Here is a 23,967-nt window from a genome sequence, read left to right on the forward strand (position 1 = left end):
TGCTGGCCTCCATTCCAGCATCAATGATCAATCACAAATCTGCTGATTTGGGAATCCCGCAACGATTCCGATAAGAAATGATCCGCTCTAAAGCGCTGGATGCTCGCTCGAAGGATCGCGATGGGCACTAGACACGGTTCAGGTCAGAAACGGTCTCTTCGATTTCAATGTTTCCGTCAGCGCTTCGCCGAAGGTTGCGATCGGGCGGGCGAGCCGGCCCGCCGGCGGCCGGTGCAGCAGCCAGTTGACCACCTTCGGACGAAAATCCGGGGCCTCGACAATCTCGACGTCATTGCGCCAGCGGCTGTCTGCTAGTGCCGCCGGCGTCAGCACTCCGATGCCGAGGCCGCGTGCAACGAGCGACATGCGCAGATCGGCACTCATGGCCTCGACGCCGACATCGAAGGGAAGCCGTTCCGCCTCGAAGCGATGCTGAATGAAGGCGCGGAAGCCACAGCCGCTCTGGTTCATGATCCAGGGAAAACGCGAAAGCTCTTCAAGTCTGGGTGTCTTCGGAACACCGAGCGACGGTGCGGCGACAAGAATAACACTGTGAACGCCGAGCACCTCGCCGACAACATTCTCCGGCGGCTCCACGCCCTCGGCCAAGCAGACGGTCGCCGCGTCCAGCTGGCTATGGGCAACCTGTTCGATCAGCTGCGGCGACCATCCGGATGCGATCCGCAGCGTCAATTGTGGAAACTGGCTGCGTAGCGCATCGAGCGGAGCCGATAGAGCGGCCTCGGAGAGATAGGGCATAATACCAAGGCGAAACTCCCCGCCGATCGCGCCTCCCGGCGACACGCCTGCTTTCAGGTCATCGAGTGAGCGCAGGACGCGGCGTCCATGCTCATAGGCCTCCCGCCCGGCGGCTGTCGGCTTGAGCGGCTTGGATTGCCGATCGAGCAGCGCGATGCCGAGACTATCCTCGAGGTTCTGGATGCGTCGCGTGATGCCCGGCTGCGTGAGATTGATGCGCGCGGAAGCGGCGACGATCGAGCCTGTTTCGACCACGGCGACGAAAGCCTCGAGATCATGGATGTTCATGAAAATCTCGCATAATCATTATTAGTTCAATTCAATTGCCGCATTATGCGACAAGGCGATAAACATGGTCATCTTTATTATCATAAATTACTGGAGAGTCCATGTCACAGGCCCCCGAACGTATAGCGACCGAGCCTGCGGACGATCTGTCCGAAGCCGGCGTCCCTTCGACATTGCTGTTTGCCACGGCCACCGGCGTCATCATTCTCAATCTCTTTGCGCCGCAGACGCTCGTCGGCATCATAGGTCCGTCGCTCGGCTTTTCCGAGAGCGGCGCGGGCCTTGTCGCGATGGCATCGCTGCTTGGTTATGCCGCCGGGCTGTTCTTCCTCGTGCCGCTGGCGGATCTGATGGAAAATCGGCAGCTGGTGCTGCGCATGCTCGTATCGGCCTTGGTGATGGCTATAGCGGCTGCCTTTGCGCCAACGGGATGGAGCCTGCTTATTTTCCTGTTCTTCTTGGGAGCAGCCTGTTCCGCCATTCAGATCCTGGTGCCGATTGCTGCGGCCATGACGCCGCCGGAGCATCGCGGCAGAGTGATCGGTAACGTCATGAGCGGCGTGATGGTCGGCATATTGGTGTCTCGCCCGTTGGCGAGCCTGATTGCCGACTATTGGGGGTGGAGGAGCTTCTATGCCGTCAGTGCCGCAGCACTTGCGCTTCTTACCGCCGTATTGGCCTTGCGGCTTCCGCAACGCCGTCCCCTGGCGACCGTTAGCTATGGTGCTCTCATCGGTTCGCTTTTCCAGTTGCTTCGCGATGAGCCGGTGCTGCGGCTGCGATCTTTCACCGCCGCCTTGCTGATGGCGAGCTTCAGCCTGTTCTGGACGACTGTCGCTCTACGCCTGGTCCAGCCTCCCTTCTCGCTTACTCAATCCGGCATCGCTCTGTTTGCGCTTGTCGGGGCTGGCGGCGCCGCGGCCACCTCTCCCTTCGGCCGTATGGGCGACAGAGGATGGACGCGGATGGCGACTATGGTGTCGCATCTGATCCTGCTTGCCGCCATGGCTCTCGCAGCCTGGGCTGGCGAAATAAGATCCGGCCATCCGCTGGCCTTGCTGATCCTGCTCGGCCTCAGCGCCGTGATGCTCGATGTCGGCGTGACCGGCGATCAAACCCTGGGAAGACGGGCCGTCAATCTGCTGAACCCGGAAGCACGCGGGCGCATCAACGGTCTCTTTGTCGGCATATTCTTTCTCGGCGGAGCGCTGGGATCGGCGCTGGCCGGGACGGTTTGGGATCACGGTGGTTGGGTTGCGGTCTGCTCAGTTGCCGCCGGTTTCGGGACCGTCGCCCTGGTGACGGCGCTTTCCGCGCGGAGGTAAATGAAACGGGGTGGTCACCGTTGGCCACCCCGTTTTGAGATAGAGAATTTTCAGGAAAAGGTCGCGGCAGCTTGCCCTTTGGAATGCGGAAACGCTCCAGACGCCGGGTCGCGTCGCTGCCCTCCGTACGGCTGCGACGCGGGACCGCAAGGCGATCTCAGAACTCCGTCCAGTCCGCATCCTTGCTTGTTGACGCCTGGCCCGCGCCGAATGCGCTCAGCAACTTCTGGCCGAGCGCCCGTGCCGGTGAGGGGGTTGCGCGCACTTTGGCTCCATCGACCGAGCGGACGGCCGGTGCTGCGACAGGTCGCGGTGCAGGGCGGGCCGACGCGCGCGACGTGGTGCCTGCAATTGGCGCCATAGAGAGATGGGCGGCTTCGCTGCCGCTCGTGCGGAACTGGCCGAGCAAGGCCGCCAGCGAGGCAGCTTCCGTCGCCAGGCCGTGGCTCGCAGCCGTGCTTTCCTCGACCATCGCCGCATTCTGCTGGGTGCCGTGATCCATCGCGTTGACGGCGGTGTTGATCTCCTGCAGGCCGGCCGACTGCTCGCGCGAGGCCTCGGCGATCGCATGCACATGGCGATTGATTTCCTGCACCTCGGAAACGATGGCGGCAAGCGCCTTGCCGGTCTCGCCGACCAGGTCCACACCGGTGCGCACATGCGTTTCCGAGGTGGCGATCAGCGTTTTGATTTCCTTGGCTGCATTGGCGGAACGCTGCGCCAGCTCGCGCACTTCCTGGGCAACCACGGCAAAGCCCTTGCCGGCTTCGCCGGCGCGTGCCGCCTCGACGCCTGCATTCAGCGCCAGAAGGTTGGTCTGGAAGGCGATGTCGTCGATGACGCTGATGATGTTGTTGATCTCTCCCGAGGACTTCTCGATCTGCTCCATGGCGCCGATGGCGTTGCGTACGATTTCGCCCGACCGTTCAGCGCCGGTGCGCGTATGGGCGACAAGTTGGCTTGCTTCTTGTGCGCGCCGAGCCGCATCCTTGACCGTCGTAGTGATCTGCTCCAGCGCAGCGGCGGTTTGTTCGACGGCTGCAGCCTGCTGTTCCGTCCGCTTGGAAAGCTCGTCGGCTGCGCCGCGCACTTCGTTGGCGCCGGCGCTGATGGCGCGGGCGTTGACGCCCACCGCCTGCATGGTTCCGTTGAGCTTCACGAGCGAGCTGTTGAAGTCCTGTCGCAACTGATCGAGATGCGCGATGAACTGAGTGTCGATATGCGTGACGAGATCGCCCTCGGCCAGTCGCTTCAAGCCGTCGCCGACGGCCTGGACGGCCTGCTGCAAGTGGGCAGCTTCGGCGGCCTGCCGGGCTTCGCGCTGAGCGCGCTCGCTGTCGCTCAGCGTGCGATCGGCTTCGGCCTGCGCCTCTAGGCGAGCCCGTTCGATGGCATTGTCACGGAAGACCGCGACGGCGGATGCCATCTGGCCGATCTCGTCGCGACGGTCGCGGCCCACGATCTCGTTGGTCGTATCGCCATCGGCGAGTGCCGTCATGCGCCGATGCAGGCGCATCAGCGGTGCAGCGATGCCGCTCTGCGCGACATAGATACCCAGGACCAGCGCAAGCAATGTCAGGCCGCTGAGGGTAACGAGCGTGTAGTTGACGGCGCTGTTGACGTCGGCGGACAAGGCGTCCGCACCGTTGTTCATACGGTTGCTCAGGGCGGCATCGTTGGCGATCATGATGGCGACGATCTTGCCCAGCTTGTCGTTGACCAGGACCATGGTTGCTTCAGCGCCCTTGTGGTCGCCGTCCGCGCGCTGCCGCACAGCCTTGTTCGTCAGCGTTTGCAGCTCGTCCAGGCCGGTCAAAAGATCTTCGATCGACTGCTTCTCGTCGGGAACGAGGCTCAGAGCATGCCGGAGCCGGGTCCGCGCCTCGTCGAAGTGATTTTCACTCGATGCAACGGCCTTGAACGCATCGCTGGCGGGATCGAAATTCAGCATCAAGCTTGCCTGCAGCACTGACGCCAATGAAGCTGCGCTGGCACGTGCAGATTCGGTCGCCGCAACGGCTTCGTTGTCGAGGAAGGCGCTGTAGGCGCGGTCTGCCCGGCGGAACTCGCCGGCGATATGCAACAAGCCGGCGATGGAGATGACGCCGAGGAGCAGGATCACCGCGAGCATCTTGGTCTTGATTTTCAGATTCTTGAACATGGCTGTCCGTCTGCGAATGCCGCCGGCATCAAGGAAACATGCTGAGCGCCGCTTGCCCGAAGGGATCAACGGCGATGTTGCTTGATGGTTGCGGTTGGAGGTCGATTTGCTTGATACCTTGCGAGGAAGGTTTGGACGACCTGCTTCATGCGATCGGCCCGGCCGATGTCGTCGATGCCAGCGAGTACAATCAACAGAGTTTAATCGACTGCTAACGACGAGGTATTGGAGGCGGAATTCCCGTGTTAAATTTGCCGTTGGCCGAAGTTGCACAACTGGTCGATGTATGAGGGATGGTTCATTCAGCCTGTAGGCGCCGCTGCAGGTAACCCGAGACGCATTATTCCCCCTTCGGCGTGACTCTGCTAAATCGGATTCGTGAACCAGGAATATGCAGCCACGATCGGAGACGGGATCAAGACCATGCGTGTTTGCCTTTCGTCGCTCATCTCTGTGGCCCGGCTTCTGACGCATGTGGCGCTGATTGCGGTTTCATGTGCTTTGCCGCTTGCCGCTCAGGAGGCAAAGCCTTCCAGCCTGCCTATTCTGTTCGATGCCCGCGAGCGGCTGCCGAAACCTGACCTGTCTTCCCTGGTCAGATTGCGGTTCCTGACCTCGACGGATTTTCCACCTTTCAATTTCCTCGACCAGAATGGCAAGCTCACCGGCTTTCATGTCGAACTTGCCCGCAAGATCTGCGATGAACTCGCCATAGCGGACAAGTGCCAGATCCAGGCTCTGCCGTTCAACGATCTGCAGGGCGCCCTTGCGGCATCGCAGGGCGACGCAGTGATCGCCGGCATCGCGGTCCGGCCCGAGCTACGCAATAGCTTCGCCTTTTCCCGCCCATTCCTGATGTTGCCGGCGCGCTTCGTGCGCAATCTCAAGGCCAAGATCAATGGCACGACCGCAGCTTCGCTTGCCGGCCATCCGGTCGGCGTGGTCAAGGGAACGGCACATGAGGCGATGTTGGCGTCATTCTTTCCGACGATCAAGCCGGTGCCGTTCGACGACAAGGATGCTCTTCTGGCCGCCGTCAAGGACGGAAAGGTCGATGCTGCCTTTGCCGATGGTCTGCAGCTGTCCTTCTGGGTATCGTCGCCGGCGGCCGAGAAATGCTGTGCATTTTTCGACGGCCCCTATCTGTCGCAGCAGTTTCTCGGCGAGGGCCTGACCATCATGCTGCGCCAGCAGGACGTCGATCTGACGGCAGCGATCAATCATTCGCTCGCCACCCTATCGCGCGATGGCAGACTGCAGGAAATCTATCTGCGGTATTTCCCTTACGGGCTCTATTGACGAGAGCCCGTCAGGAGACGTGTGAAGCGGCTTTCCGTTCGGAACGCGGTTCAGGCCTTGCGGTAGCGTGCGATTGCGCTGCGCTCGATGGCGGCGCAGGTCAGTTTGTCGAGGCCGAGGCGGTCGCGAAGCAGGCTGAGCAGACGCAGTTCCTCCGCCTTCACCGACAGGTCGGCTGAGGCGACTTCGACGGCAAGCGCATAAGCGGTGTCGTAAAGCCGGGCCGGGAGGGTATCGCGTACCGTTTCAAGCACGATGTCGAGCCCTTCGCTGCCCGATAGCAGCTTGGCGCAATCGCGCGAAACCGCAATCAGCTTCTCGTCGTCAAAGCCCTTGAACACCGGCAGGGCGTGAATGAGCTCTCCGATGCGGCTAAGCTCCCGGTCGTTCATCGTGCGGTCGACGGCCGAGGCCAGTACCATGACGTAGATCAGGGCCTCATGAGCAGAAAGCGGCTTGTTCATGACAGAAGAAGTCCTTTGATTTGGCAGACTGAAATGTCGCGCGTCTCATGCCAAAAGCTGGTGGCGGAAGCAAGGCGTCAGATCGGGTTGAGCGGATCTTCCTTGGGCAGGGCGGGGGCGAGGGTCGATTTTCCGTTCTTGCGCGGATCGTCACCGTACATGCCGCGCTTTTTCTCCTTCGCCTCGTCGACAAGCGCTTCGAGTGGCGAACCAGGCTGAGGATCGGCCCAGCCGAAGCGAACCAGCCAGGCGCTGAGATCGACGCGAACATAGCGGCATGCGGCCTTGACGGTGCCTTTCCACGAGGCGTCCGGCACGTCGCAATCGATGGAACGCCCACGCAGATACATTCGAAATGCGGAGCGCGCCGCCTGGCCGCAAGGCCAGCTCTTGCCGCTGGGACCGGTACACATCCGCTCGACATCGGTCGGAATGATCCCGTCAAGCTGAACGCTCCTGCCGCCGACGGTCAATGTGCCAGCCTGCTCAGCAAAGGGACGGACAAGCTCGACGGTCGTCGTCTGTCTATCCGGCTTGGCGGCCGGATCGATGGAAGTCTGATCCGAGGTGGCGTTTGGCTGTGGTTGAGGAAGGGTAGGCTGCGGCTGTTCGAGAAGGGTGCGATGCTCCGTTGCTGCCGTTTGCCGGTCGATCTGGTCCGCTGGCATCCGACTGTCAGGCAGCGGATCTGCCTTCGCCTGGTCCGTGGGAGCAGGCTGCGACGACGTCGATACGGCAGCGGGCTTATTCGCCGCCGTTTCAATGGGCTTCGATGCTTCGGCAGGTCCCGCCACAGTGTTTTTTTCAGCATCGAGTACGGCAGGCGCCGGCTGTATCGGCTGCGCTTCGACGGGCTTTGCCGGCGCATTGTTTGTCTGGGCGGTTTCGGTGGCGGCCTTGCTTTCCTGCGGCGTCGCGGATGCGGGCATCACGGACGTCTTGTCCTCGGCCTTCGCCGCTTCAGTGGTCTGGGCCTCGTCGATACTGTCGGCGGCCGGTATTGGCGGCACGGTAACGGCGGCCATTGCTGCGGCGTCCGAGGGCTGGATAGCGCTGTCAGGCGTGGTGGTTGCCGATGCGGGTTCTGCGGCTGGCGGTCCCGCTTTATCTGGCGTCGCCTCGCGGGCTGGCTTGGTGGGTTCCGTCTTTGTCTGTTCCTCCGGTTTCGGTTTGCCGGTAGCGGCAGTGTCCGGCCTGGTCGTTTCGGCGGGCTTCGGCGCCTCGATGTTCTTCGGAGGAGCGAGATCGATCTTGGACGTTGCTGCGGGAGTGGAGGCTGCGGAGGTAGCCGGGTGATTGTCTGCTACCGGGACGTTGCTGCCGCGGCCGGGCAGGCTGAAACCATGCCCACTGAACTGGACCGCGATCAGGGTCAACCAGGAACCGACGATCGCGCCTGCCACACCTGCAAGCAAATTATTGCGACGCATAACGAGAAAACTTTCCTATTGGCTAGCCCATATGATCCGGGCAATCCATTCCACCTCCGACAGATCGAAGCTGCGATTGGGGTGTTCGGGGTTGAGCGACAAGAGTTCTATCGACTTCGCGCTCTGCCGCAGCAGGACCTTGGCCATGACTTCACCCTCGCGGGTCTTCACAACGACACGATCATTCTTCCTGATCTGAGCCCCTGGCTCGACAATCAGAATATCCCCGTCGCGATAGAGCGGCAACATGCTTTCGCCCTGCACCTCAAGCGCATAAACGCCAGTGTTGTGGCCGGTCGCGGCGGGAAACTCCACGATATCCCAGCCCTGACCGGCGGGAAAGCCGCCATCATCGAAGAAGCCGCCGGCGCCCGCCTGGGCAAAACCGATGAGGGGGATAGCGTTTTCGCCGTGCTGAGCAAGGTGGGACAAACCTGGGCCATGCGGCTCACCGGGGCGGATGAAGCTCAGAAACTGCTCCAGGCTGGCGCCTGTCGCCTCCAGCACTTTGGCGATCGATTCCGTTGACGGCCAGCGTAGCCGGCCATCCTGGCTCAATCGCTTCGACTTGTTGAAGGAGGTCGCATCGAGCCCGGCGCGGCGCGCGAGGCCGGAGGGTGTCAAAGCATGCCGTTCGGCAAGCCGGTCGATCGCCCCCCAAATTTGCTCGTGTGACAGCATCGCCGCTCAGCATCTGTGCGCCGGCTTGCCCGGCGCTCAACTCTTTAAAAAACGTTAACCGAGGCCTCTGGGCGAGTAAAGCCCGGCATAGGAATAGGATCCTTTATCTCTGTGCTTTCCCCCGTTGGTTTCAACGGCCCAAGCGCACTTCAAGAAAGAGCGTATCCAGAAACCGCCGCAACGACCCTCTGGTCCAGAATGCCGAAATGAACAGGAGGGCCGGCGCCTTAAGTCTTCTGCGGCAACGGTTTGGTATTAGGTTCCTCGTTCTGGAATTCCTTCGCCATGCCCATGAAGCCGCGCATGAATTTCTGCATGATGCCCAGTGTGCGGTCGACTTCAGCATCGCTCGGAAGGTCCGAGCCCTTGTTTGCGGCAGCAGCTTTTTCCAGCTTCGCCACCCGGTCGGATAGCCGGTCCAGCTCGTCGTCATAGGCGGTGCGCTCGTCGGCGGCCATGCGGCAGACGAGATTGCCGTTCTGATCCTGGCATATGGCCATCGCACCCGTCTGCCGATCGAGGCGGACGAAATGATCACCGCTGCGCTCGAGCTGGAAGCGCCCGGCATCCTGCTCGGCGGCCCCGCCCGGGGATGCGAGGAGAAGAGCGGCAGGCAAGAACAAGGCCGCAAGGCCGATTCCGATTTCCTTCGTCATGTCATCCTCCGGATTTTCTGCGTTAAAATCTCGAATCCACCACGGAAACCGTGGCATTGGCTGTCATTTTCGTGCAAAGCCCTATCACGACAGCTTTACATAGGGATGATGACCGCCATGTCAGTGGTTTACAAGATCGTGCCGGGTGCTCTCTGGGATCCAGCCAGACAAACCGGCGTTTTTCATGGCGCGCCGATCGACTTCACGGATGGTTATATCCATCTGTCCACCGGCAAGCAGGTGAAGCAAACGGCGGCTCTCTACTTTGCCGGCCAGACGGATCTGCTGCTTGTCGCGATCGATGGCGATGCGCTGGGCGAGAAGCTGGTATTCGAAGTCTCGCGCGGCGGCGATCTCTTTCCGCATCACTACGCATCTTTGCCGCTTTCGGCCGTGCTGTGGGAAAAGCCCCTGCCGCTCGGGCCTGATGGCGTGCATATCTTTCCGGACCTGGCGGAATGATCGGCGCCTTTCTCGATCTCGGCCGGCGCGGCCTGCTTCTGTTCGATCCCGAAACGGCGCACGGCATGTCCATATCGGCGCTGAAGTCCGGTCTCGTGCCTGCCTGCCGCGTCAATGCCGATCCGCGCCTGCGCCAGACCGTGGCGGGGCTAGAATTTGCCAATCCCATCGGTATGGCGGCTGGATTCGACAAGAATGCCGAAGTGCCGGAAGCGCTCTTGAAACTCGGCTTCGGCTTCACGGAGATCGGCACGGTGACGCCGAAGGCACAGCCGGGCAATCCGCGCCCACGCATCTTCCGCCTGGTCGAGGACGAAGGCGTCATCAATCGCCTCGGCTTTAACAATGAAGGCCATGAAGCGGCATTTCAGCGGCTCAAGGCCATTCGCGGCAACGGCATCATCGGCGTCAATATCGGCGCCAACAAGGATAGCGCCGACCGCATCGCCGACTACGTCGCCGGCATCCGCGGCTTCTACTCCGTGGCGCGCTATTTCACCGCCAATATCTCCTCGCCGAACACGCCGGGCTTGCGTGACCTGCAGGCGCGCGAAAGTCTATCGGCATTGCTGTCGGCCGTGCTCGCCGCTCGCGATGAGGAGGCGGCAAAAGCCAGCAAACACATTCCCATCTTCCTCAAGATCGCGCCCGATCTGACCGAAGAGGGCATGGACGATATTGCCGCCGAAGTGCTGGCGCATAAGCTGGATGGCCTGATCGTCTCCAACACGACGTTGTCGCGCGACGGCTTGAAGGATCAGCGCCAGGCAAAGGAAGCGGGCGGCCTTTCCGGCAAGCCGGTATTTGAAAAGTCGACCGTCGTGCTCGCCAAGATGCGCCGCCGCGTAGGCGCTTCCCTGCCGATCATCGGCGTCGGCGGCGTGTCGTCGGCGGAGACGGCGCTGGAAAAGATCAAGGCTGGAGCCGATCTCGTCCAGCTCTATTCCTGCATGGTCTATGAGGGGCCTGGTCTGCCTAGCCAGATCGTTTCCGGTCTGCCAAAGCTGCTCGACCGAGAGCGCGCCGGCTCGATCCACGATCTGCGCGATGCCAAGCTCGATTACTGGGCGAACCGAAACGTCTGATCCGCGCGCTTCTTCAGGCCCATGGCCAGGAAGATGCCGCGAAACAGCAGAAAGGCGTTCATGGCCATCCAGAGGCCATGATTGCCGAGCGTCGGCACGAACACGGCGAGCGCCAAGAGGTAGCCGCCGAAGGAAAGCAGCATCTTGTTGCGCATCTCGCGTGACCATGTGGCGCCGATGAAGACGCCGTCCATCAGGAAGGCGAGGGCGCCGGTGAGGCCGGTTATCGCCGCCCAGGGCAGGTAGGTTCCGGCCGCAGCGCGAACCTCCTCGGAGGTCGTCAGCAGGCGGATCAGAGCTGGCCCAACTGTGAAGAAGAAGATGGCGGCAGCCAGCGCCAGCCCGAAGGACCAAAGCCCGGTCAGCCTCAAGCCACGCTCGAAGGCGGGCCGATAGTTTGCGCCGATCGAGCGGCCGGTGATCTGCTCGGCGGCATTCGCCAGTCCGTCGAGATAATAGCCTGACAGCAGGAAGAAGTTCATCAGCACGGCATTGGCGGCCAGCATCACGGCGCCGAAGCTGTTGCCGATGCGCGTCATCAGCGTGAAGGCGCCGATGAGCACGAAGGTCCGGATCAGAATATCGCGATTGAGCGCGAAGAGCTGCGTCAGCTTGGCGCGTGAGAGCAACTCCGATCGTGGCGGGCGTTCCTCGCCGGCGAAGCTGCGCAGCACGATCGCCAACCCCAGCAGCATGCCACATGCCTCGCCGATCAGCGTGCCCCAGGCAACCCCGGCGACACCCCAGCCAAGATAGAGGCCGAGCAGGATGGCAAGCACGATGTTGACGCCATTGATGACGGTTTGCAGCAAGAGCCCGATGCGGCCCTGGCCGCGTCCGAGCACGAAACCGAGCAGGGCGTAGTTGGCAAGAGCCGCCGGACCGGACAGCATGCGGATGGAGAAATAGGTTCGCGTCGCGTCGGCAATGCCGCCCTCCGGTCCCATCAGCTTGATGCCGATCCAAAGTAGGAGTGGCGACAGAACGACGATCAGCACGCCGCAGCCGAGCGCCGAGATCAGCGCCCGCCAGAAGACGGCCTGCTGTTCGCGCCGATCATGCCGGCCAAAGGCCTGGGCGGTAAGGCCGGTCGTCGAGGCGCGCAGGAAGTTGAAGCTTGCGAAGAGGAGGTCGAACAGGACAGCGCCGATCGCCAGCCCGGCCAGCGCATCCGGCTGGCCCATGTGGCCGACCACGGCGGTATCGACAAGACCGAGCAGCGGCGTCGTCATGAAACCGAGCGTCATCGGGATAGCGATCGACAGCACGAGCCGATGCGTCACGTCGAAGGGCAGAACCTTCCGGCTCCCCTGTTGGACATCCATTTTACCTTACGCCTCCTCAGATCGAGGAAAGCACCATGGACCAATATGGCCTGCCACCGGAAGAGGGAGCATAGGCAAGAGCGACGCCGAGACCGTCATATTTGCCGAGCATGTTGTGCAAATGCTTCGGCGAATTGATCCATGCAATCACCGCAGCGTTCACGTCGCGCTGTCCTTCGGCGATGTTCTCGGCCGCCGGCAGCTTGACGCCGCTGGCCTTGACGCGCTTGCCGAAATCATCGCCGATACCGATGAGGTGCTCCATCTTGCCGGCATCCGCCATGCGCCGTGCCTGGTAGGCGGCGGCGGCCCCGGCGGCGGTGTCGATTTTGAGCGGCGGCAGGCCGTTCTTGGCGCGCAGCGCATTGACGAGAGGCAAGGCGGAGGCGGTCTGGTCGCTGGCGGGCGTACTGGAAACGCGAGCGGGCGGCGTGGCGCAGCTTGCAACGGATGCGGTGAGCGCAAGGGCGGCGAGGCGCAGCGCATCGCGGCGCGAATAGTTCAGTGTCTGGGAGGTCATGTCAGCTGCGATAGTTGAATAGGCGGAGGATGATGAAGATGGGAATGACGATGCTGGCGCCGACGAGCACATAATCGCCGAACTCGCCGAGTGCGGCAAAGCCGCTGTGCCAGAGGTCGAGCAGGAAGCGGCGGACACCATAGAAGAAATCGAGCGGCCGCCAGCCGAAGAACTTCATCACGAAGCCGACGACGAGCGACACGATGGCGAGCTTCACCAGCGTGCGACCGGGCGAGTCGCCAAGGAATCTGTTCACCTGATCGGACATGCTGACGTCTCCATAATGGCAGTCTGTGGCTGTTGAGATAGGGCCGGCGCCTGCAACTCGCAAGCATTTTTGCCCGGCGGACACCTCAAACTGAAGCGCTTCCGGGAAAAGTGCGTAGCGGTTTTCCGTCCGGAATGCGGAACGAAACAAGCCAGAGGGCTTTCGCGATTCGAAGAAAAGCGGAAGCGCTCTGGCGTCTGCCTGAAATAGGACTTGAGTTTTTTTATGGCCGCGTTCAAAGCCGAGCGTCAAACAGGAAAAAACCCATGCTGCCAAGCCAGCTTTCCTCCGGCGATGTTATTACCGACCGCCGGGCCGACTATGCGAAGATGCTTGCCGAAAGCGGAGAGCTGCAGAGCGCCGCCGAACTGATGGAGCAGGCGCTGGAGCTCGTGCCGCGCTGGGCGGCGGGATGGTTCACGCTTGCGACCTATCGCGAGAAGGCCGGCGATGTGCAAGGTGCAATTGCTGCGCTGAACGAAGTGCTGACGCTCGATGCGGGCGATGTCTTCGGTGCGGGTTTGAAGCTTGCGGTTCTCGGAGGAGCCGAGCTGCCGGACCGGCCGCCGAGCCTCTACGTTGAGCGGCTGTTCGACGACTATGCCGATCGCTTCGAGACTTCGTTGGTCGAGAAGCTCTCTTATAGTGTGCCTGGCAAGCTTGCGGCCCTGATTGCTGAAACCGCTGGGATCCCGAAGCATTTCCGCCTAGCCGTCGATCTCGGCTGCGGCACCGGCCTGTTCGGGCCGGAAATCCGGGACCGCGTCGATCGGCTCGAAGGCTACGACCTGTCGAAGGGCATGCTCGCCAAGGCGGCGGAGAAGAATGTCTACGATCATCTCCGCCAGGCCGATTTGTCGGCGGAGCCGGATCTCTCAGGTGTTTTCGATGCAGGCTTTGCTGCGGGGCGTGCGGATCTGATCACCGCCGCCGATGTGCTGATGTATCTCGGCAATCTGCAAGACGTGATGACCATCGCTTGCCAGCTCGCAGCCGATGGCTCCATCTTTGCCTTTTCGGTGGAGGATGCGCAGCAGCCAGACGGCTATGTGCTGCGCGATTCCCTGCGCTTTGCACATTCAGAAGCCTACGTACGGGACGTATTGGCCGATCACGGCTTTGCGGTGCAGGATCTTGCCCGCAGCGTTATTCGCATGGATGCCGGAAAACCGGTCCACGGCATTCTGTTCATTGCCCGCAAATCGGCCTGATTATTCGAATCTTGCGAATTTAAAATAGGTCAGCATTGCTTACGTATTTTTGCTTGATTGTCGCCTGAGCTTTCAGCAGAAAGCCCCGGAAACATGAGGGTAAGCACATGGCGAACGCGAAGAGTGCATTTGGTGTCTGGAACACATCCGCGACCCGGCATTCATGGGCCGAGGACGTTCAGGGCATCATATCGGGCAGCCTAATTTCGTCGCTCGGGCTGTTCTGCCTTTCAAGCGCGGGGCTCCTGACCGGCAGTACCGCCGGTATCGCCTTCCTGCTGCATTACGCGATCGGCGTGAACTTCGGTCTGGCCTTCTTCGTGGTCAACCTGCCGTTCTTCTATCTGTCGCTGAAGCAACTCGGCCCGGCCTTCACCATCAAGACCTTCATCGCCATTGCGCTGACCTCGCTGCTGACCAATCTGCAGCCGTTTCTGTTCGATATTGCGCACATCAATGCATTGTGGTCGGGAATCCTCGGCGGCATCCTGCTCGGCTTCGGGCTGCTCGCGCTCTATCGCCACCGCGCCAGCCTTGGCGGCGTCGGCATTCTGGGGATCTATGTGCAGGAGCGTTTCGGCATCAGGGCAGGGTTGGTGCAGCTTGCGATCGATCTATGCGTGCTCGCCGTTGCCTTTGCGGTTACCACGCCGACGGTCGTCCTCTGCTCGGTGATTGGCGCAATCGCGCTCAATCTCTTCGTCGCGATCAATCACCGTTCGGATCGCTACATCGCCCTTTAATTCGGGCTTGCGAGTTGCAGTCGGCTTACTGTTTGCGGCTTGGATCGGTGTCGACGATCGCGTCTTCGTGATACCAGCTGTCGAAGGCAGCCGTTGCAATGCTCGGACCGATATCGGGAGTAAGGTTCACCTTCGGGCGCTGGCTTACTGCCGTCGGGCGGGCCGCGACCGGGAACTGATAGATTTTTGCCGTCTCATGCCGAGCACTGGTTGCCATTCGCCGTCTCTCCCTTTTGGTTTTCAAGCGGTGCGCTTGAAGAGACAGCTCATATATAGCAAAGCCGAAGGCGAATATCATCATTCCGCTTAAAAAAAATGCTAAATGACTAAATTATGGGCAATTTGACGATAATTGAGATGCTGCCGCTTCTTTGAACTCTCGCTTTTCCAATCTGTTCCTGGAGGATGCGAGCCTGCGACATCTTGGCAGTTCGATTGGAGCGGCGCTGGCGACTTGAAAAGATTCCAAGGCTTAAAGCCCGGAAATCCGGCTCCTAAAATCCTAGATCTAAAAATTTTCATCCGCTGGGCGACGTGCTTGAGGAAACTGGCACGGCAAATGCATCTCCCTTGGCAGCCGTTCGTAGCAAGGAATTACTCCGGCGGGCGCCGGGCAAGTTTCCTGCTTTGCCTGATTAACTGTTATGAGGTGCGTAATGACGAAATATAAGCTCGAGTACATCTGGCTCGATGGGTACACTCCGGTGCCGAACCTGCGTGGCAAAACGCAGATCAAGGAATTCGACGCTTTTCCGGCGCTCGAGCAGCTTCCGCTTTGGGGTTTTGACGGCTCCTCGACGATGCAGGCCGAAGGCCGCAGCTCGGATTGCGTGCTGAAGCCGGTTGCCATTTATCCCGATCCGGCCCGTACGAACGGCGCTCTCGTCATGTGCGAAGTCATGATGCCGGACGGCGTAACCCCGCATCCGTCCAACAGCCGTGCAACGATCCTCGACGACGAAGACGCATGGTTCGGCTTCGAGCAGGAATACTTCTTCTACAAGGACGGCCGTCCGCTCGGCTTCCCAGAATCCGGCTATCCGGCTCCGCAGGGCCCGTACTACACCGGCGTCGGCTACAAGAACGTCGGCGATATCGCTCGCGAAATCGTTGAAGAGCACCTCGACCTGTGCCTGGAAGCAGGCATCAACCACGAAGGCATCAACGCCGAAGTGGCCAAGGGTCAGTGGGAATTCCAGATTTTCGGCAAGGGCTCCAAGAAGGCCGCCGACCAGATCTGGATGGCACGCTACCTGCTGCTGCGTCTGTGCGAAAAGTACGGCATCGACATCGAGTTCCATTGCAAGCCGCTCGGCGACACCGACTGGAACGGCTCGGGCATGCACTGCAACTTCTCGACCAAGTTCATGCGCGAAGTCGGCGGCAAGGCCTATTTCGAAGCGCTCATGGCGCAGTTCGACAAGAACCTTGAAGCTCACATTGCTGTTTACGGCCCGGACAACCACCTGCGCCTGACCGGCAAGCATGAAACTGCTCCGTGGAACAAGTTCAGCTACGGCGTTGCCGACCGCGGCGCCTCGATCCGCGTACCGCATTCCTTCATCAAGAACGACTATCGCGGCTACCTCGAAGATCGCCGTCCGAACTCGCAGGGCTGCCCCTACCAGATCGCTTCGCAGGTTCTGACGACCATCTCGGAAGTGCCGACAGCTGGCTTCGGCTCGGTTGCTGCCTGATTTTTCTGATCTCGGTTGCCGGGGTCAGCACAAATGAAAAGCGCGGGATTTCGGTCCCGCGCTTTTTGCATTTCGAGAACTTGCTTCAAGCAGCCTTGCTGGCAGCGTCGATCGGATGCTGCGAGCGGAAGCCGACGGCGAGACGGTTCCAGACGTTGATCGTGGCAATCGCTACCGTGATCTTGACGATCTCTTCCTCGGTGAAATGTTCCCGCAGCGGCTCGTAGTCGGAATCCGGTATGCCGGTCTGGGCGATCTTCGTCACGGAGTCGACCCAGCGAAGCAGGGCGCGCTCGCGATCGTCATAGACGGGCGATTCCCACCAGACGCACATGAGGTTGATCCACTGCTCGCTGAGACCGTCATGGCGGGATTCTTTGACATGCATGTCGACGCAGTAGGCACAGCCATTGATCTGCGAGGCGCGGAGCTTGATCAGGTGAATGAAGCGGCGCTCGAGGCCGCTGTTCTGAACGAAGTTCTCGAGTGCGACGACGGCCTTGTAGGATTCCGGGGAGGCCTTGGCGGGGTTGAAACGCGGATGCATGGTCTTCTCCTTGGGTTTTGATCTTGAGGTTCAGTTTCTGGTCTTGCGTTCATGCAGCTCGAGAAAGGCGCAGCCCCTCGCGGCTATTCCACCATCCGTGTCCGTCTGCCTGAGATCGGTCAGCACGTCGGCGATACTCGTCTTGGCCAATTCGGCCCGGTAAACACGCTCCGCCGCCAGCATGGCAGCATTGATGCCGCATGGCTTGGCGAAGTAACGCCCTTCCAGCGGGTTCGGGCCGCGCTGGCGGATTTCGGCGCATCTGAAGGCCGGTGCCGGACCTTCCGCTGCCAGCACGATGTCAAGCAGAGTGATGTCCTCCGGCTTGCGCGCCAGCCGATAGCCACCTTTCGGCCCAGGCACGGTATCGAGAATGCCGGCGCCCGAAAGCGCCTGCAGATGCTTCAGCAGATAGCTGACGGAGACGCCGTGAAACTCCGCAAGCGCCGCTGCCGAGAGTACGCCGCCATCAGAAAGGCCAGCCAGCATGCCAACGCAATGAATGGATTGTTCGACGCCGTCTCCAAGTTTCATCACTCTACCCTCATGATCGTAGATATTTTTTATCCGTGATTATGATGACCGTCAAGCCCTTTCTTTTTTCCGCGATTTGTCGCTAGGGTTGAGGCGTGGACCAGATCGAGCCGAAGCATCCTCTTGCCTTGCCTGCCCCCTTTACCCGCTGGTTTGCGGAAAAGGGCTGGCAGCCGCGTGCCCATCAGCTGGAGCTGCTTGCCCGTGCTGAAGCCGGCGAAAGCACGCTGTTGATCGCGCCCACCGGTGCGGGCAAGACGCTCGCCGGCTTCCTGCCGTCGCTGACGGATCTCACCCGGCGCGGCAAGATCCCGCCGGGCTCGGCGTTCACCGGCATCCACACGCTCTACATTTCGCCGCTGAAGGCACTTGCCGTCGATATCGAGCGCAACCTGATGAAGCCCGTTTCGGAGATGGGCCTGCCCGTATCAGTCGAAAACCGCACCGGCGATACGCCAAGCGGCAAGCGGCAGCGGCAGAAGCTCAATCCGCCCGATATCCTGTTGACGACGCCGGAGCAGGTCGCGCTGCTGCTCGCCAACCGCGAGGCAGAGCGCTTCTTCAAGGACCTGAAATACATCGTCTTCGACGAGCTGCATTCGCTCGTCACCTCCAAGCGCGGCCATATGCTGTCGCTCGGCCTTGCCCGCATCCGCAAGCTCGCACCCGAGGTGCAGACCATCGGCCTTTCGGCGACCGTGGCCGACCCCATGGACCTGCAGAAATGGCTGGTGGCGCAAGAGCCGGGGGAGGAGCGCCATGCCGGCCTCGTCATCGTCGAGGGCGGCGCCAAGCCGGATATCTCGATCCTGTCGACGGAAGAGCGCATCCCTTGGTCCGGCCACTCCGCCAAATATGCGATCCCCGATATCTATCGCGAGCTGAAGGCGCATCGCACGACGCTGCTCTTCGTCAACACGCGCTCGCAGGCCGAAATGCTGTTCCAGGAGCTGTGGTCGGCCAATGACGACAATCTGCCGATCGCCCTGCACCACGGCTCGCTCGATGTCGGCCAGCGCCGCAAGGTGGAAGCGGCCATGGCGGAAAATCGGCTGCGTGCCGTCGTCGCCACCTCGACGCTCGATCTCGGTATAGACTGGGGCGATGTCGATCTCGTCATCCATGTCGGGGCACCCAAGGGCGCGAGCCGCCTTGCCCAGCGCATCGGCCGCGCCAATCACCGTATGGACGAGCCGTCGAAGGCGATCCTGGTGCCGGCCAATCGCTTCGAAGTCATGGAATGCCAGGCAGCACTCGATGCCAACTATATCGGCGCGCAGGATACGCCGCCGATCGGCGCCGGCGCGCTTGATGTTCTCGCCCAGCACATTCTCGGCATGGCCTGCGCCGAGCCCTTCGACATGCTCGAGCTTTATGATGAGGTGCAGAGTGCGGCTCCCTATGCCGAGCTTCCCTGGGAGACCTTCGAACGCATCGTCGATTTCGTCGCCACCGGCGGCTATGCGCTCAGAACCTATGAGCGCTATGCCCGCATCCGTAAGACCCCGGAAGGGCACTGGTGTGTGTCCAACCCTCAGGTCGCCCAGCAATATCGCCTGAACCTCGGCACGATCGTCGAAGAGGCGATGCTGAATATCCGGCTGGTGAAGCGCAATGCGCTCGGTTCTCTAGGGCGAGGGGGAGCGCCGCTCGGCAAGGTCGAGGAATATTTTGTCGAGCAGCTTGCGCCCGGCGACACTTTTCTCTTTTCCGGCAAGGTGCTGCGCTTCGAAGGCATCCGCGAGAGTGAATGTCTGGCGTCGCAAGCTTTCTCGCTCGACCCGAAAATCCCTTCCTATGCGGGCGGCAAGTTTCCACTCTCGACCTATCTCGCCGATCAGGTGCGGGCGATGATTGCTGATCCCGACCGGCGTCACCGCCTGCCGGATCAGGTGCGCGACTGGCTGGAAATTCAAAAAGAGAAGTCGCTGCTGCCGAAGCGCGACGAGTTCCTCATCGAGACTTTCCCGCGCGGCAGCCGCGCCTACCTCGTCGCCTATCCCTTCGAGGGCAGGTTGGCGCACCAGACGCTAGGCATGCTGCTCACCCGAAGGCTGGAGCGCGCCGGCGCAAAGCCCATGGGTTTCGTCGCGACCGATTATTCGCTCGGCATCTGGGGGCTGGAGGATATGGGGCTGATGATCGCCAACCGCCGGCTCAGCCTTTCCGATCTCTTCGACGAGGATATGCTCGGCGACGATCTGGAGGCGTGGCTCGATGAATCCTTCCTGCTGAAGCGGACCTTCCGCAATTGCGCCGTCATTGCGGGCTTGATCGAACGCAGGCATCCGGGCAAGGAAAAGACCGGCCGGCAGGTGACGGTGTCGGCCGATCTGATCTATGACGTGCTGCGCAGCCACGAGCCGGACCACATCCTGCTGCAGGCAACGAGGCAGGATGCTGCGACCGGGCTTTTGGATATTGGCCGACTTGCGGATATGCTGAGGCGAATCAAGGGCCATATCACCCATCGCGCGCTGGACCATATTTCTCCGCTTGCCGTGCCGGTGATGCTGGAAATCGGCAAGGTGCCGGTGCCGGGCGAGGCGCACGATTCCCTGCTTGCGGAAGCGGCCGACGACCTGATCCGCGAGGCGATGGGTTGAACGAACAAGGATGAACTGACGTGATCAACCGGCTGGCGCTGGCACGGAGCTTGAACTGTCAAGGCAGCGGCGAATCTGCGCCGGCTGCGGGCGTCGAGACCGTTGTTCATGGTATTGCTGCCGTCTGCGATCCGCTGGGTGCGCTCTATCTGCCTGAGGCCGGTATTCTCGTCGTCTCCGACCTGCATCTGGAAAAGGGTGCGGCCTTCGCCCGCCGAGGCATGATGCTGCCGCCATACGATACCTTGGCGACGCTGACCGTTCTCTCCGCCGTCATCTCCCGCTACGATCCGAAGCTGGTCGTTTCGCTTGGCGACAATTTCCATGATCGCGTCGGTTCACAGCATCTGCCGGAAGAATTTCGCAGCCTCATCGTCAGCATGGCCCGCGGCCGCGAGTGGATCTGGATCAACGGCAATCATGATCCGGATGGCGCCGTCGATCTGCCCGGTCATTCGGTAGACGAGATGCATTATGGCGGCTTGACCTTCCGCCACGAGCCGAAGGCGGGGCGGCAGGCAGGCGAGATCGCCGGCCATTTGCATCCCTCCGCTACCGTTCGACGCCGTGAAAAGTCGGTGCGCCGACCATGTTTTGCAACGGATGGCGCCCGCCTGTTGATGCCGGCCTTTGGCGTCATGACCGGTGGTCTCGATCTTCGCCATAAGGCCATGGCAGGCCTCTTCGAGCGGGAAAGCCTGATCGCCCACCTACTCGGCCGCGACCGTATCTATTCCGTGCGCTTCGGCAATCTCTCGGCCTAAGCCGTGTTCGCGGGCTCGTAACGCAGGACCACTGCACCGGTCTTCAGAGCTTTGGATTCGAGCAGCTTCATCGGCCGCTGTTCGGATGCCGGCTTGAAATGCGGATTGCCGGAGCCCAGCACGACGGGAACGAGGCAGATGCGGATCTCGTCCACCTGCCCCGCCTTGAGCAGCACATCCGTCACCTCGGCACTGCCGAACACGAACATGGTCTTGCCAGGTTCTTCCTTCAGCTTCTTCACTTCAGCGACAATGTCGCCGACGACGCGGGTGTTATTCCAGTCCGCTTTGTCAAGCGTCCGCGACGCGGCGATCTTGGCGATACCGTTCATATAGGCAGCGATATCGGACGTTTCCGTCGCGGTCGGCCAATAAGCGGCCATGCCTTCATAAGTCTTGCGGCCGAAGATCAGCAGATCGCCTTCCTTGCAGAGGTCTTTCGAATAACTGTCCAGTTCGTCGCCCCAGGCGAGCATGTGAAATCCGAGGTCCCAGGGCTTGGCTCCCTCGAAATAGCCGTCAAGCGTCATGAGATTCCAGACAACAAGTTTTCTCATCATTTCCTCCACGATGACAACTGTTTCAGAAGCGAAACTGGTTGCTAAAAGCAATTGGTTGAAAGCTAGTCGCACTGATGGCAAAATGCAAGCAGTTTTGGAGACCACCATGGAAGCATCATATCGCTCCGGCTGCCCGATCAATCTGACGCTGGAAATCCTCGGTGACCGCTGGAGCCTGATCGTCATCAGGGACATCATGTTCGGCAACCGCCGGCACTTTCGAGAATTGCTGCAGAATTCGGAGGAGAGAATAGCGTCCAATATTCTTGCCGACCGCCTGAAGCGGCTGGTCGAGTGCGGCCTCCTGACCCGCGCAGATGACCCCACCCACAAGCAGAAGGCGGTTTACAGCCTGACCGAAATGGCGATCGACCTTGTGCCGCTCTTTGCCCATATGGGCGCCTGGGGCCGCAAGCATTTACCGGTATCCGAGGAGCTGTCGATCCGGGCCGAACTGCTGGAGAACGGCGGCGCGGCGCTCTGGGAAGATTTCATGGAGGAGCTGCGCGCCAAGCATCTCGGCAAGGTGTTGCCGCCGGGCACACCCTGGGTGCTCGGCCGATTGACCGACGCCTATCTCGAAGTCGTCGATCGCCGCAAGGAAGGCTGATCAGTTCTTTCGGAACATGAAGCTCGCGCCCCAACCCGTGACCAAGGCCAGCAATACGGAAAACACGCCATAGGCGACCGGCTGCTGATGTGCCGCATCCGTGATCATCTGCTCTATGCCGGTCTTGATGACACGCAGCGGCAGCGCTTTTTCGCCGATGAACTTGCCGCTCTTGAAGAGATAGGCGCGAACTGTATGCACGCCGTTCGGCACATCGGCGGGGATCCTGAGCGTTGCCTTGAACAGCGAGGAACTGACGAAGCGCACGCCGGCCGGGTCGCTTTCGTAAAGTCCGCCTGCCGATTGCAGCCGCCGGAAAGCCTGCCGGAATTCCGGAACGTCGCCGACATTGCCGACGAAGCCGACTGGGGTGAGGGGGATGTGGTCGACGCCGATGCCGCGATCGCTGAGTTCAAGCGGCGCAGTGATGTTGTCGACAGCGCGCGTGCTCGACAGCGAATAAGCCTGCGGCACATGCTCGAACGTCATCGAGCGGGTGTTGACCCAGATGCCGAAGACGCGGTCCTTCCTGCGCACCGTCGCGTTTTCACGCGGCCCTTCCAGCACGACGACGATGTCGTATTGGCCGATCGCCAAAAGCAGCTGATCGGTGTTGGAAAGTGCGCCGAAGATCGTCAGATCGGCGCCTGCGAAATCGGAGGTGATGGCGATCTCGCTCGTCGATGTACCTATTTCCATCGTTTCACGTGCCGTCGTCGATGTCGTCGGCTGGTCGAGCAGCACCTGCGCTTGCGCACCAAGCGGCGCAAGCAGCAGGATCGCGACAGCGAGGAGCCCGAAACCTCTCATCGGCTCACCCCTTCCATGATGACCGAGTAGACGTCCGCGGGCGTGACCACGAGTGCGATGGCCAGACGAAGCCCGACGGCAAGGACGAGAAGGCCAAGCAGGGCGCGGAGCTGCTCGCCGCGCAGCTTCTGGCCAACCCGCACGCCGTACTGCGCGCCGACGACGCCGGCCACCATCAGCATGAACGCAAGGATGATATCGACGGAATAGTTGGTGGCCGCCTGGACGATCGTGGTGAAGGCCGTGACGAAGATGACCTGGAACAGCGATGTGCCGACGACGACATTCGTCGGCACGCGCAGAAGATAGATCATGGCCGGCACGAGGATGAAGCCGCCGCCGATACCCATCGGCGTTAGCATGCCGACGAAAAAGCCGAGGCCGATCACCGGAATGGCGCTGAGATAGAGCTTGGATTTCTTGAAACGCAGCTTGAGCGGCAGGCGCTGCACCCAGTTGTGATGGCGCAGCTTGGCGGTGGCCGGCGGCAGCTTGCCTGCGGCCCGGCGCATGGCGCGCACGCTTTCCCAAAGCATGAGCGTACCCACCGTGCCGAGCAAGAGCACGTAGATCAGCGAGATGATCAGGTCGATCTGTCCGAGCCGGCGCAACAGCACGAATAGCCACAGGCCGAAGGTCGCGCCCGCGAGACCGCCGGCGAGCAGGATCGTGCCCAGTTTCAGGTCGAGCGAACCTCGGCGAAAATGCGTTAGCGCTCCCGATACGGAGGAGGCGACGACCTGGTTGGAGCCGGTGGCGACGGCGACGACGGGGGGAATGTTGTAGAAGATCAGCAGCGGCGTGATGAGGAAACCGCCGCCCACGCCGAACATGCCGGAGAGAAACCCTACGGCTGCGCCCATGCCGAGAATAATGAAGATATTCACCGACAGTTCTGCGATCGGCAGATAGATCGTCACGCGCTGTTCCCATTTGCAGGCTTTCCGGCACGGAAATCGGAGCCTGAGCCATTTTCCCCTTTTAAACGGCGAATTCTAACCTGAAATCGTTGCCAGAGCCTTAGGAAAGCTGGACACGACAGATTCGAATTGCCCGCTCCACCTTAGCGCGGCTTTTTTCGCTTTTCTGTGACGAGCGCGGCGGCCACCCGAGGGCGGCATCGGGAGGGGTTTGGAGGAGTATCCCGCAACAAAAATGCCGG

25 protein-coding genes are annotated in these 23,967 nt (G+C 61.2%); 10 read left to right on the forward strand and 15 right to left on the reverse strand.

Annotated elements, in window-relative coordinates; genetic code table 11:
- Positions 1-138: 138 nt before the first annotated feature.
- Positions 139-1,047, reverse strand: a complete 909-nt coding sequence (locus GGD46_RS25565; protein WP_184709302.1) for a LysR family transcriptional regulator — start codon at positions 1,045-1,047, stop codon at positions 139-141.
- Positions 1,048-1,148: 101 nt separating this feature from the next.
- Here GGD46_RS25565 and GGD46_RS25570 point away from each other — a divergent pair, with 101 nt between their 5' ends.
- The gene (locus GGD46_RS25570; protein ID WP_184709304.1) at positions 1,149-2,372 is read left to right on the forward strand and encodes an MFS transporter; all 1,224 of its coding nucleotides are present in this window, start codon (positions 1,149-1,151) and stop codon (positions 2,370-2,372) included.
- Between the two features lie 157 nt (positions 2,373-2,529).
- On the opposite strand, the gene GGD46_RS25575 is transcribed toward GGD46_RS25570, so the two are convergent.
- Positions 2,530-4,533, reverse strand: coding sequence for a methyl-accepting chemotaxis protein (locus GGD46_RS25575; RefSeq protein WP_184709306.1), 2,004 nt, complete (start codon positions 4,531-4,533; stop codon positions 2,530-2,532).
- A 423-nt stretch (positions 4,534-4,956) separates the two neighbouring features.
- Here GGD46_RS25575 and GGD46_RS25580 point away from each other — a divergent pair, with 423 nt between their 5' ends.
- Positions 4,957-5,832, forward strand: a complete 876-nt coding sequence (locus GGD46_RS25580) for a transporter substrate-binding domain-containing protein (protein ID WP_184709495.1) — start codon at positions 4,957-4,959, stop codon at positions 5,830-5,832.
- 50 nt (positions 5,833-5,882) lie between these two features.
- Here GGD46_RS25580 and GGD46_RS25585 read toward each other — a convergent pair whose 3' ends face one another.
- The 4 genes from GGD46_RS25585 to GGD46_RS25600 all read right to left on the reverse strand — a co-directional run bounded on the left by GGD46_RS25585 (position 5,883) and on the right by GGD46_RS25600 (position 9,063).
- Positions 5,883-6,296 carry a tellurite resistance TerB family protein gene (locus GGD46_RS25585; RefSeq protein ID WP_068397371.1) on the reverse strand — a complete coding sequence of 138 codons (414 nt, stop codon included), beginning with the start codon at positions 6,294-6,296 and terminating at the stop codon, positions 5,883-5,885.
- A gap of 77 nt (positions 6,297-6,373) precedes the next feature.
- Complete coding sequence (locus tag GGD46_RS25590) at positions 6,374-7,726, reverse strand: hypothetical protein (protein ID WP_184709308.1); 1,353 nt, start codon at positions 7,724-7,726, stop codon at positions 6,374-6,376.
- 15 nt (positions 7,727-7,741) lie between these two features.
- A complete protein-coding gene (locus GGD46_RS25595) occupies positions 7,742-8,407 on the reverse strand; it encodes a helix-turn-helix transcriptional regulator (protein WP_184709310.1) in 666 nt (221 codons plus the stop codon).
- Positions 8,408-8,634: 227 nt separating this feature from the next.
- On the reverse strand, positions 8,635-9,063 hold the full coding sequence (locus GGD46_RS25600) for a hypothetical protein (protein WP_246806480.1): 429 nt from the start codon (positions 9,061-9,063) through the stop codon (positions 8,635-8,637).
- Positions 9,064-9,168: 105 nt separating this feature from the next.
- On the opposite strand from GGD46_RS25600, the gene GGD46_RS25605 reads away from it, so the two are divergent.
- On the forward strand, positions 9,169-9,525 hold the full coding sequence (locus GGD46_RS25605; RefSeq protein WP_184709312.1) for a DUF952 domain-containing protein: 357 nt from the start codon (positions 9,169-9,171) through the stop codon (positions 9,523-9,525).
- Positions 9,522-10,610 carry a quinone-dependent dihydroorotate dehydrogenase gene (locus GGD46_RS25610; protein WP_184709314.1) on the forward strand — a complete coding sequence of 363 codons (1,089 nt, stop codon included), beginning with the start codon at positions 9,522-9,524 and terminating at the stop codon, positions 10,608-10,610. The genes GGD46_RS25605 and GGD46_RS25610 overlap by 4 nt, the downstream gene beginning before the upstream one ends.
- On the opposite strand, the gene GGD46_RS25615 is transcribed toward GGD46_RS25610, so the two are convergent.
- From GGD46_RS25615 to GGD46_RS25625, 3 genes are read right to left on the reverse strand one after another with little or no spacing between them, the layout of a single operon-like run.
- The gene (locus GGD46_RS25615; RefSeq protein WP_184709316.1) at positions 10,586-11,935 is read right to left on the reverse strand and encodes an MATE family efflux transporter; all 1,350 of its coding nucleotides are present in this window, start codon (positions 11,933-11,935) and stop codon (positions 10,586-10,588) included. The two genes, GGD46_RS25610 and GGD46_RS25615, sit on opposite strands and share 25 nt — an antisense overlap.
- Before the next feature lie 16 nt (positions 11,936-11,951).
- Entirely contained in the window at positions 11,952-12,455 is a 504-nt protein-coding gene (locus GGD46_RS25620; protein ID WP_184709318.1) for a CAP domain-containing protein, read from the reverse strand.
- Between the two features lies 1 nt (position 12,456).
- The gene (locus GGD46_RS25625) at positions 12,457-12,723 is read right to left on the reverse strand and encodes a DUF6460 domain-containing protein (protein ID WP_184709320.1); all 267 of its coding nucleotides are present in this window, start codon (positions 12,721-12,723) and stop codon (positions 12,457-12,459) included.
- Between the two features lie 266 nt (positions 12,724-12,989).
- Here GGD46_RS25625 and GGD46_RS25630 point away from each other — a divergent pair, with 266 nt between their 5' ends.
- Together GGD46_RS25630 and GGD46_RS25635 are read left to right on the forward strand one after the other, a co-directional pair.
- Positions 12,990-13,934 (forward strand): class I SAM-dependent methyltransferase, encoded by a 945-nt coding sequence (locus GGD46_RS25630; protein ID WP_184709322.1) that lies wholly within the window; start codon positions 12,990-12,992, stop codon positions 13,932-13,934.
- A gap of 107 nt (positions 13,935-14,041) precedes the next feature.
- Positions 14,042-14,677, forward strand: a complete 636-nt coding sequence (locus tag GGD46_RS25635) for a YitT family protein (protein ID WP_184709324.1) — start codon at positions 14,042-14,044, stop codon at positions 14,675-14,677.
- A gap of 25 nt (positions 14,678-14,702) precedes the next feature.
- On the opposite strand, the gene GGD46_RS25640 is transcribed toward GGD46_RS25635, so the two are convergent.
- Positions 14,703-14,894 carry a DUF2735 domain-containing protein gene (locus GGD46_RS25640; RefSeq protein ID WP_184709326.1) on the reverse strand — a complete coding sequence of 64 codons (192 nt, stop codon included), beginning with the start codon at positions 14,892-14,894 and terminating at the stop codon, positions 14,703-14,705.
- Positions 14,895-15,333: 439 nt separating this feature from the next.
- On the opposite strand from GGD46_RS25640, the gene GGD46_RS25645 reads away from it, so the two are divergent.
- Positions 15,334-16,374 (forward strand): glutamine synthetase beta-grasp domain-containing protein, encoded by a 1,041-nt coding sequence (locus GGD46_RS25645; protein ID WP_184709328.1) that lies wholly within the window; start codon positions 15,334-15,336, stop codon positions 16,372-16,374.
- Positions 16,375-16,459: 85 nt separating this feature from the next.
- Here the strand turns inward: GGD46_RS25645 and GGD46_RS25650 are convergent, their stop codons facing one another.
- Together GGD46_RS25650 and GGD46_RS25655 are read right to left on the reverse strand one after the other, a co-directional pair.
- Positions 16,460-16,921, reverse strand: a complete 462-nt coding sequence (locus tag GGD46_RS25650; RefSeq protein WP_184709330.1) for a carboxymuconolactone decarboxylase family protein — start codon at positions 16,919-16,921, stop codon at positions 16,460-16,462.
- A gap of 30 nt (positions 16,922-16,951) precedes the next feature.
- Complete coding sequence (locus GGD46_RS25655) at positions 16,952-17,455, reverse strand: Rrf2 family transcriptional regulator (RefSeq protein ID WP_184709331.1); 504 nt, start codon at positions 17,453-17,455, stop codon at positions 16,952-16,954.
- Positions 17,456-17,550: 95 nt separating this feature from the next.
- On the opposite strand from GGD46_RS25655, the gene GGD46_RS25660 reads away from it, so the two are divergent.
- Together GGD46_RS25660 and pdeM are read left to right on the forward strand one after the other, a co-directional pair.
- The gene (locus tag GGD46_RS25660; protein WP_184709333.1) at positions 17,551-20,061 is read left to right on the forward strand and encodes a ligase-associated DNA damage response DEXH box helicase; all 2,511 of its coding nucleotides are present in this window, start codon (positions 17,551-17,553) and stop codon (positions 20,059-20,061) included.
- A 20-nt stretch (positions 20,062-20,081) separates the two neighbouring features.
- Positions 20,082-20,825: a ligase-associated DNA damage response endonuclease PdeM gene (gene pdeM, locus GGD46_RS25665; protein ID WP_184709335.1), complete on the forward strand. Its 744-nt coding sequence runs from the start codon at positions 20,082-20,084 to the stop codon at positions 20,823-20,825.
- On the opposite strand, the gene GGD46_RS25670 is transcribed toward pdeM, so the two are convergent.
- A complete protein-coding gene (locus tag GGD46_RS25670) occupies positions 20,822-21,382 on the reverse strand; it encodes a dihydrofolate reductase family protein (RefSeq protein ID WP_184709337.1) in 561 nt (186 codons plus the stop codon). The two genes, pdeM and GGD46_RS25670, sit on opposite strands and share 4 nt — an antisense overlap.
- Positions 21,383-21,491: 109 nt before the next feature.
- On the opposite strand from GGD46_RS25670, the gene GGD46_RS25675 reads away from it, so the two are divergent.
- Positions 21,492-21,995 carry a helix-turn-helix domain-containing protein gene (locus GGD46_RS25675; RefSeq protein WP_184709339.1) on the forward strand — a complete coding sequence of 168 codons (504 nt, stop codon included), beginning with the start codon at positions 21,492-21,494 and terminating at the stop codon, positions 21,993-21,995.
- On the opposite strand, the gene GGD46_RS25680 is transcribed toward GGD46_RS25675, so the two are convergent.
- A complete protein-coding gene (locus GGD46_RS25680; RefSeq protein ID WP_184709341.1) occupies positions 21,996-22,805 on the reverse strand; it encodes a TIGR02186 family protein in 810 nt (269 codons plus the stop codon).
- Positions 22,802-23,725, reverse strand: a complete 924-nt coding sequence (locus GGD46_RS25685; protein ID WP_184709343.1) for a sulfite exporter TauE/SafE family protein — start codon at positions 23,723-23,725, stop codon at positions 22,802-22,804. Before GGD46_RS25685 ends, GGD46_RS25680 begins: the two co-directional genes overlap by 4 nt.
- Between the last annotated feature and the right edge of the window lie 242 nt (positions 23,726-23,967).

This window comes from Martinezella lusitana, from assembly GCF_014207095.1.
Lineage (GTDB): Bacteria > Pseudomonadota > Alphaproteobacteria > Rhizobiales > Rhizobiaceae > Rhizobium > Rhizobium lusitanum_B.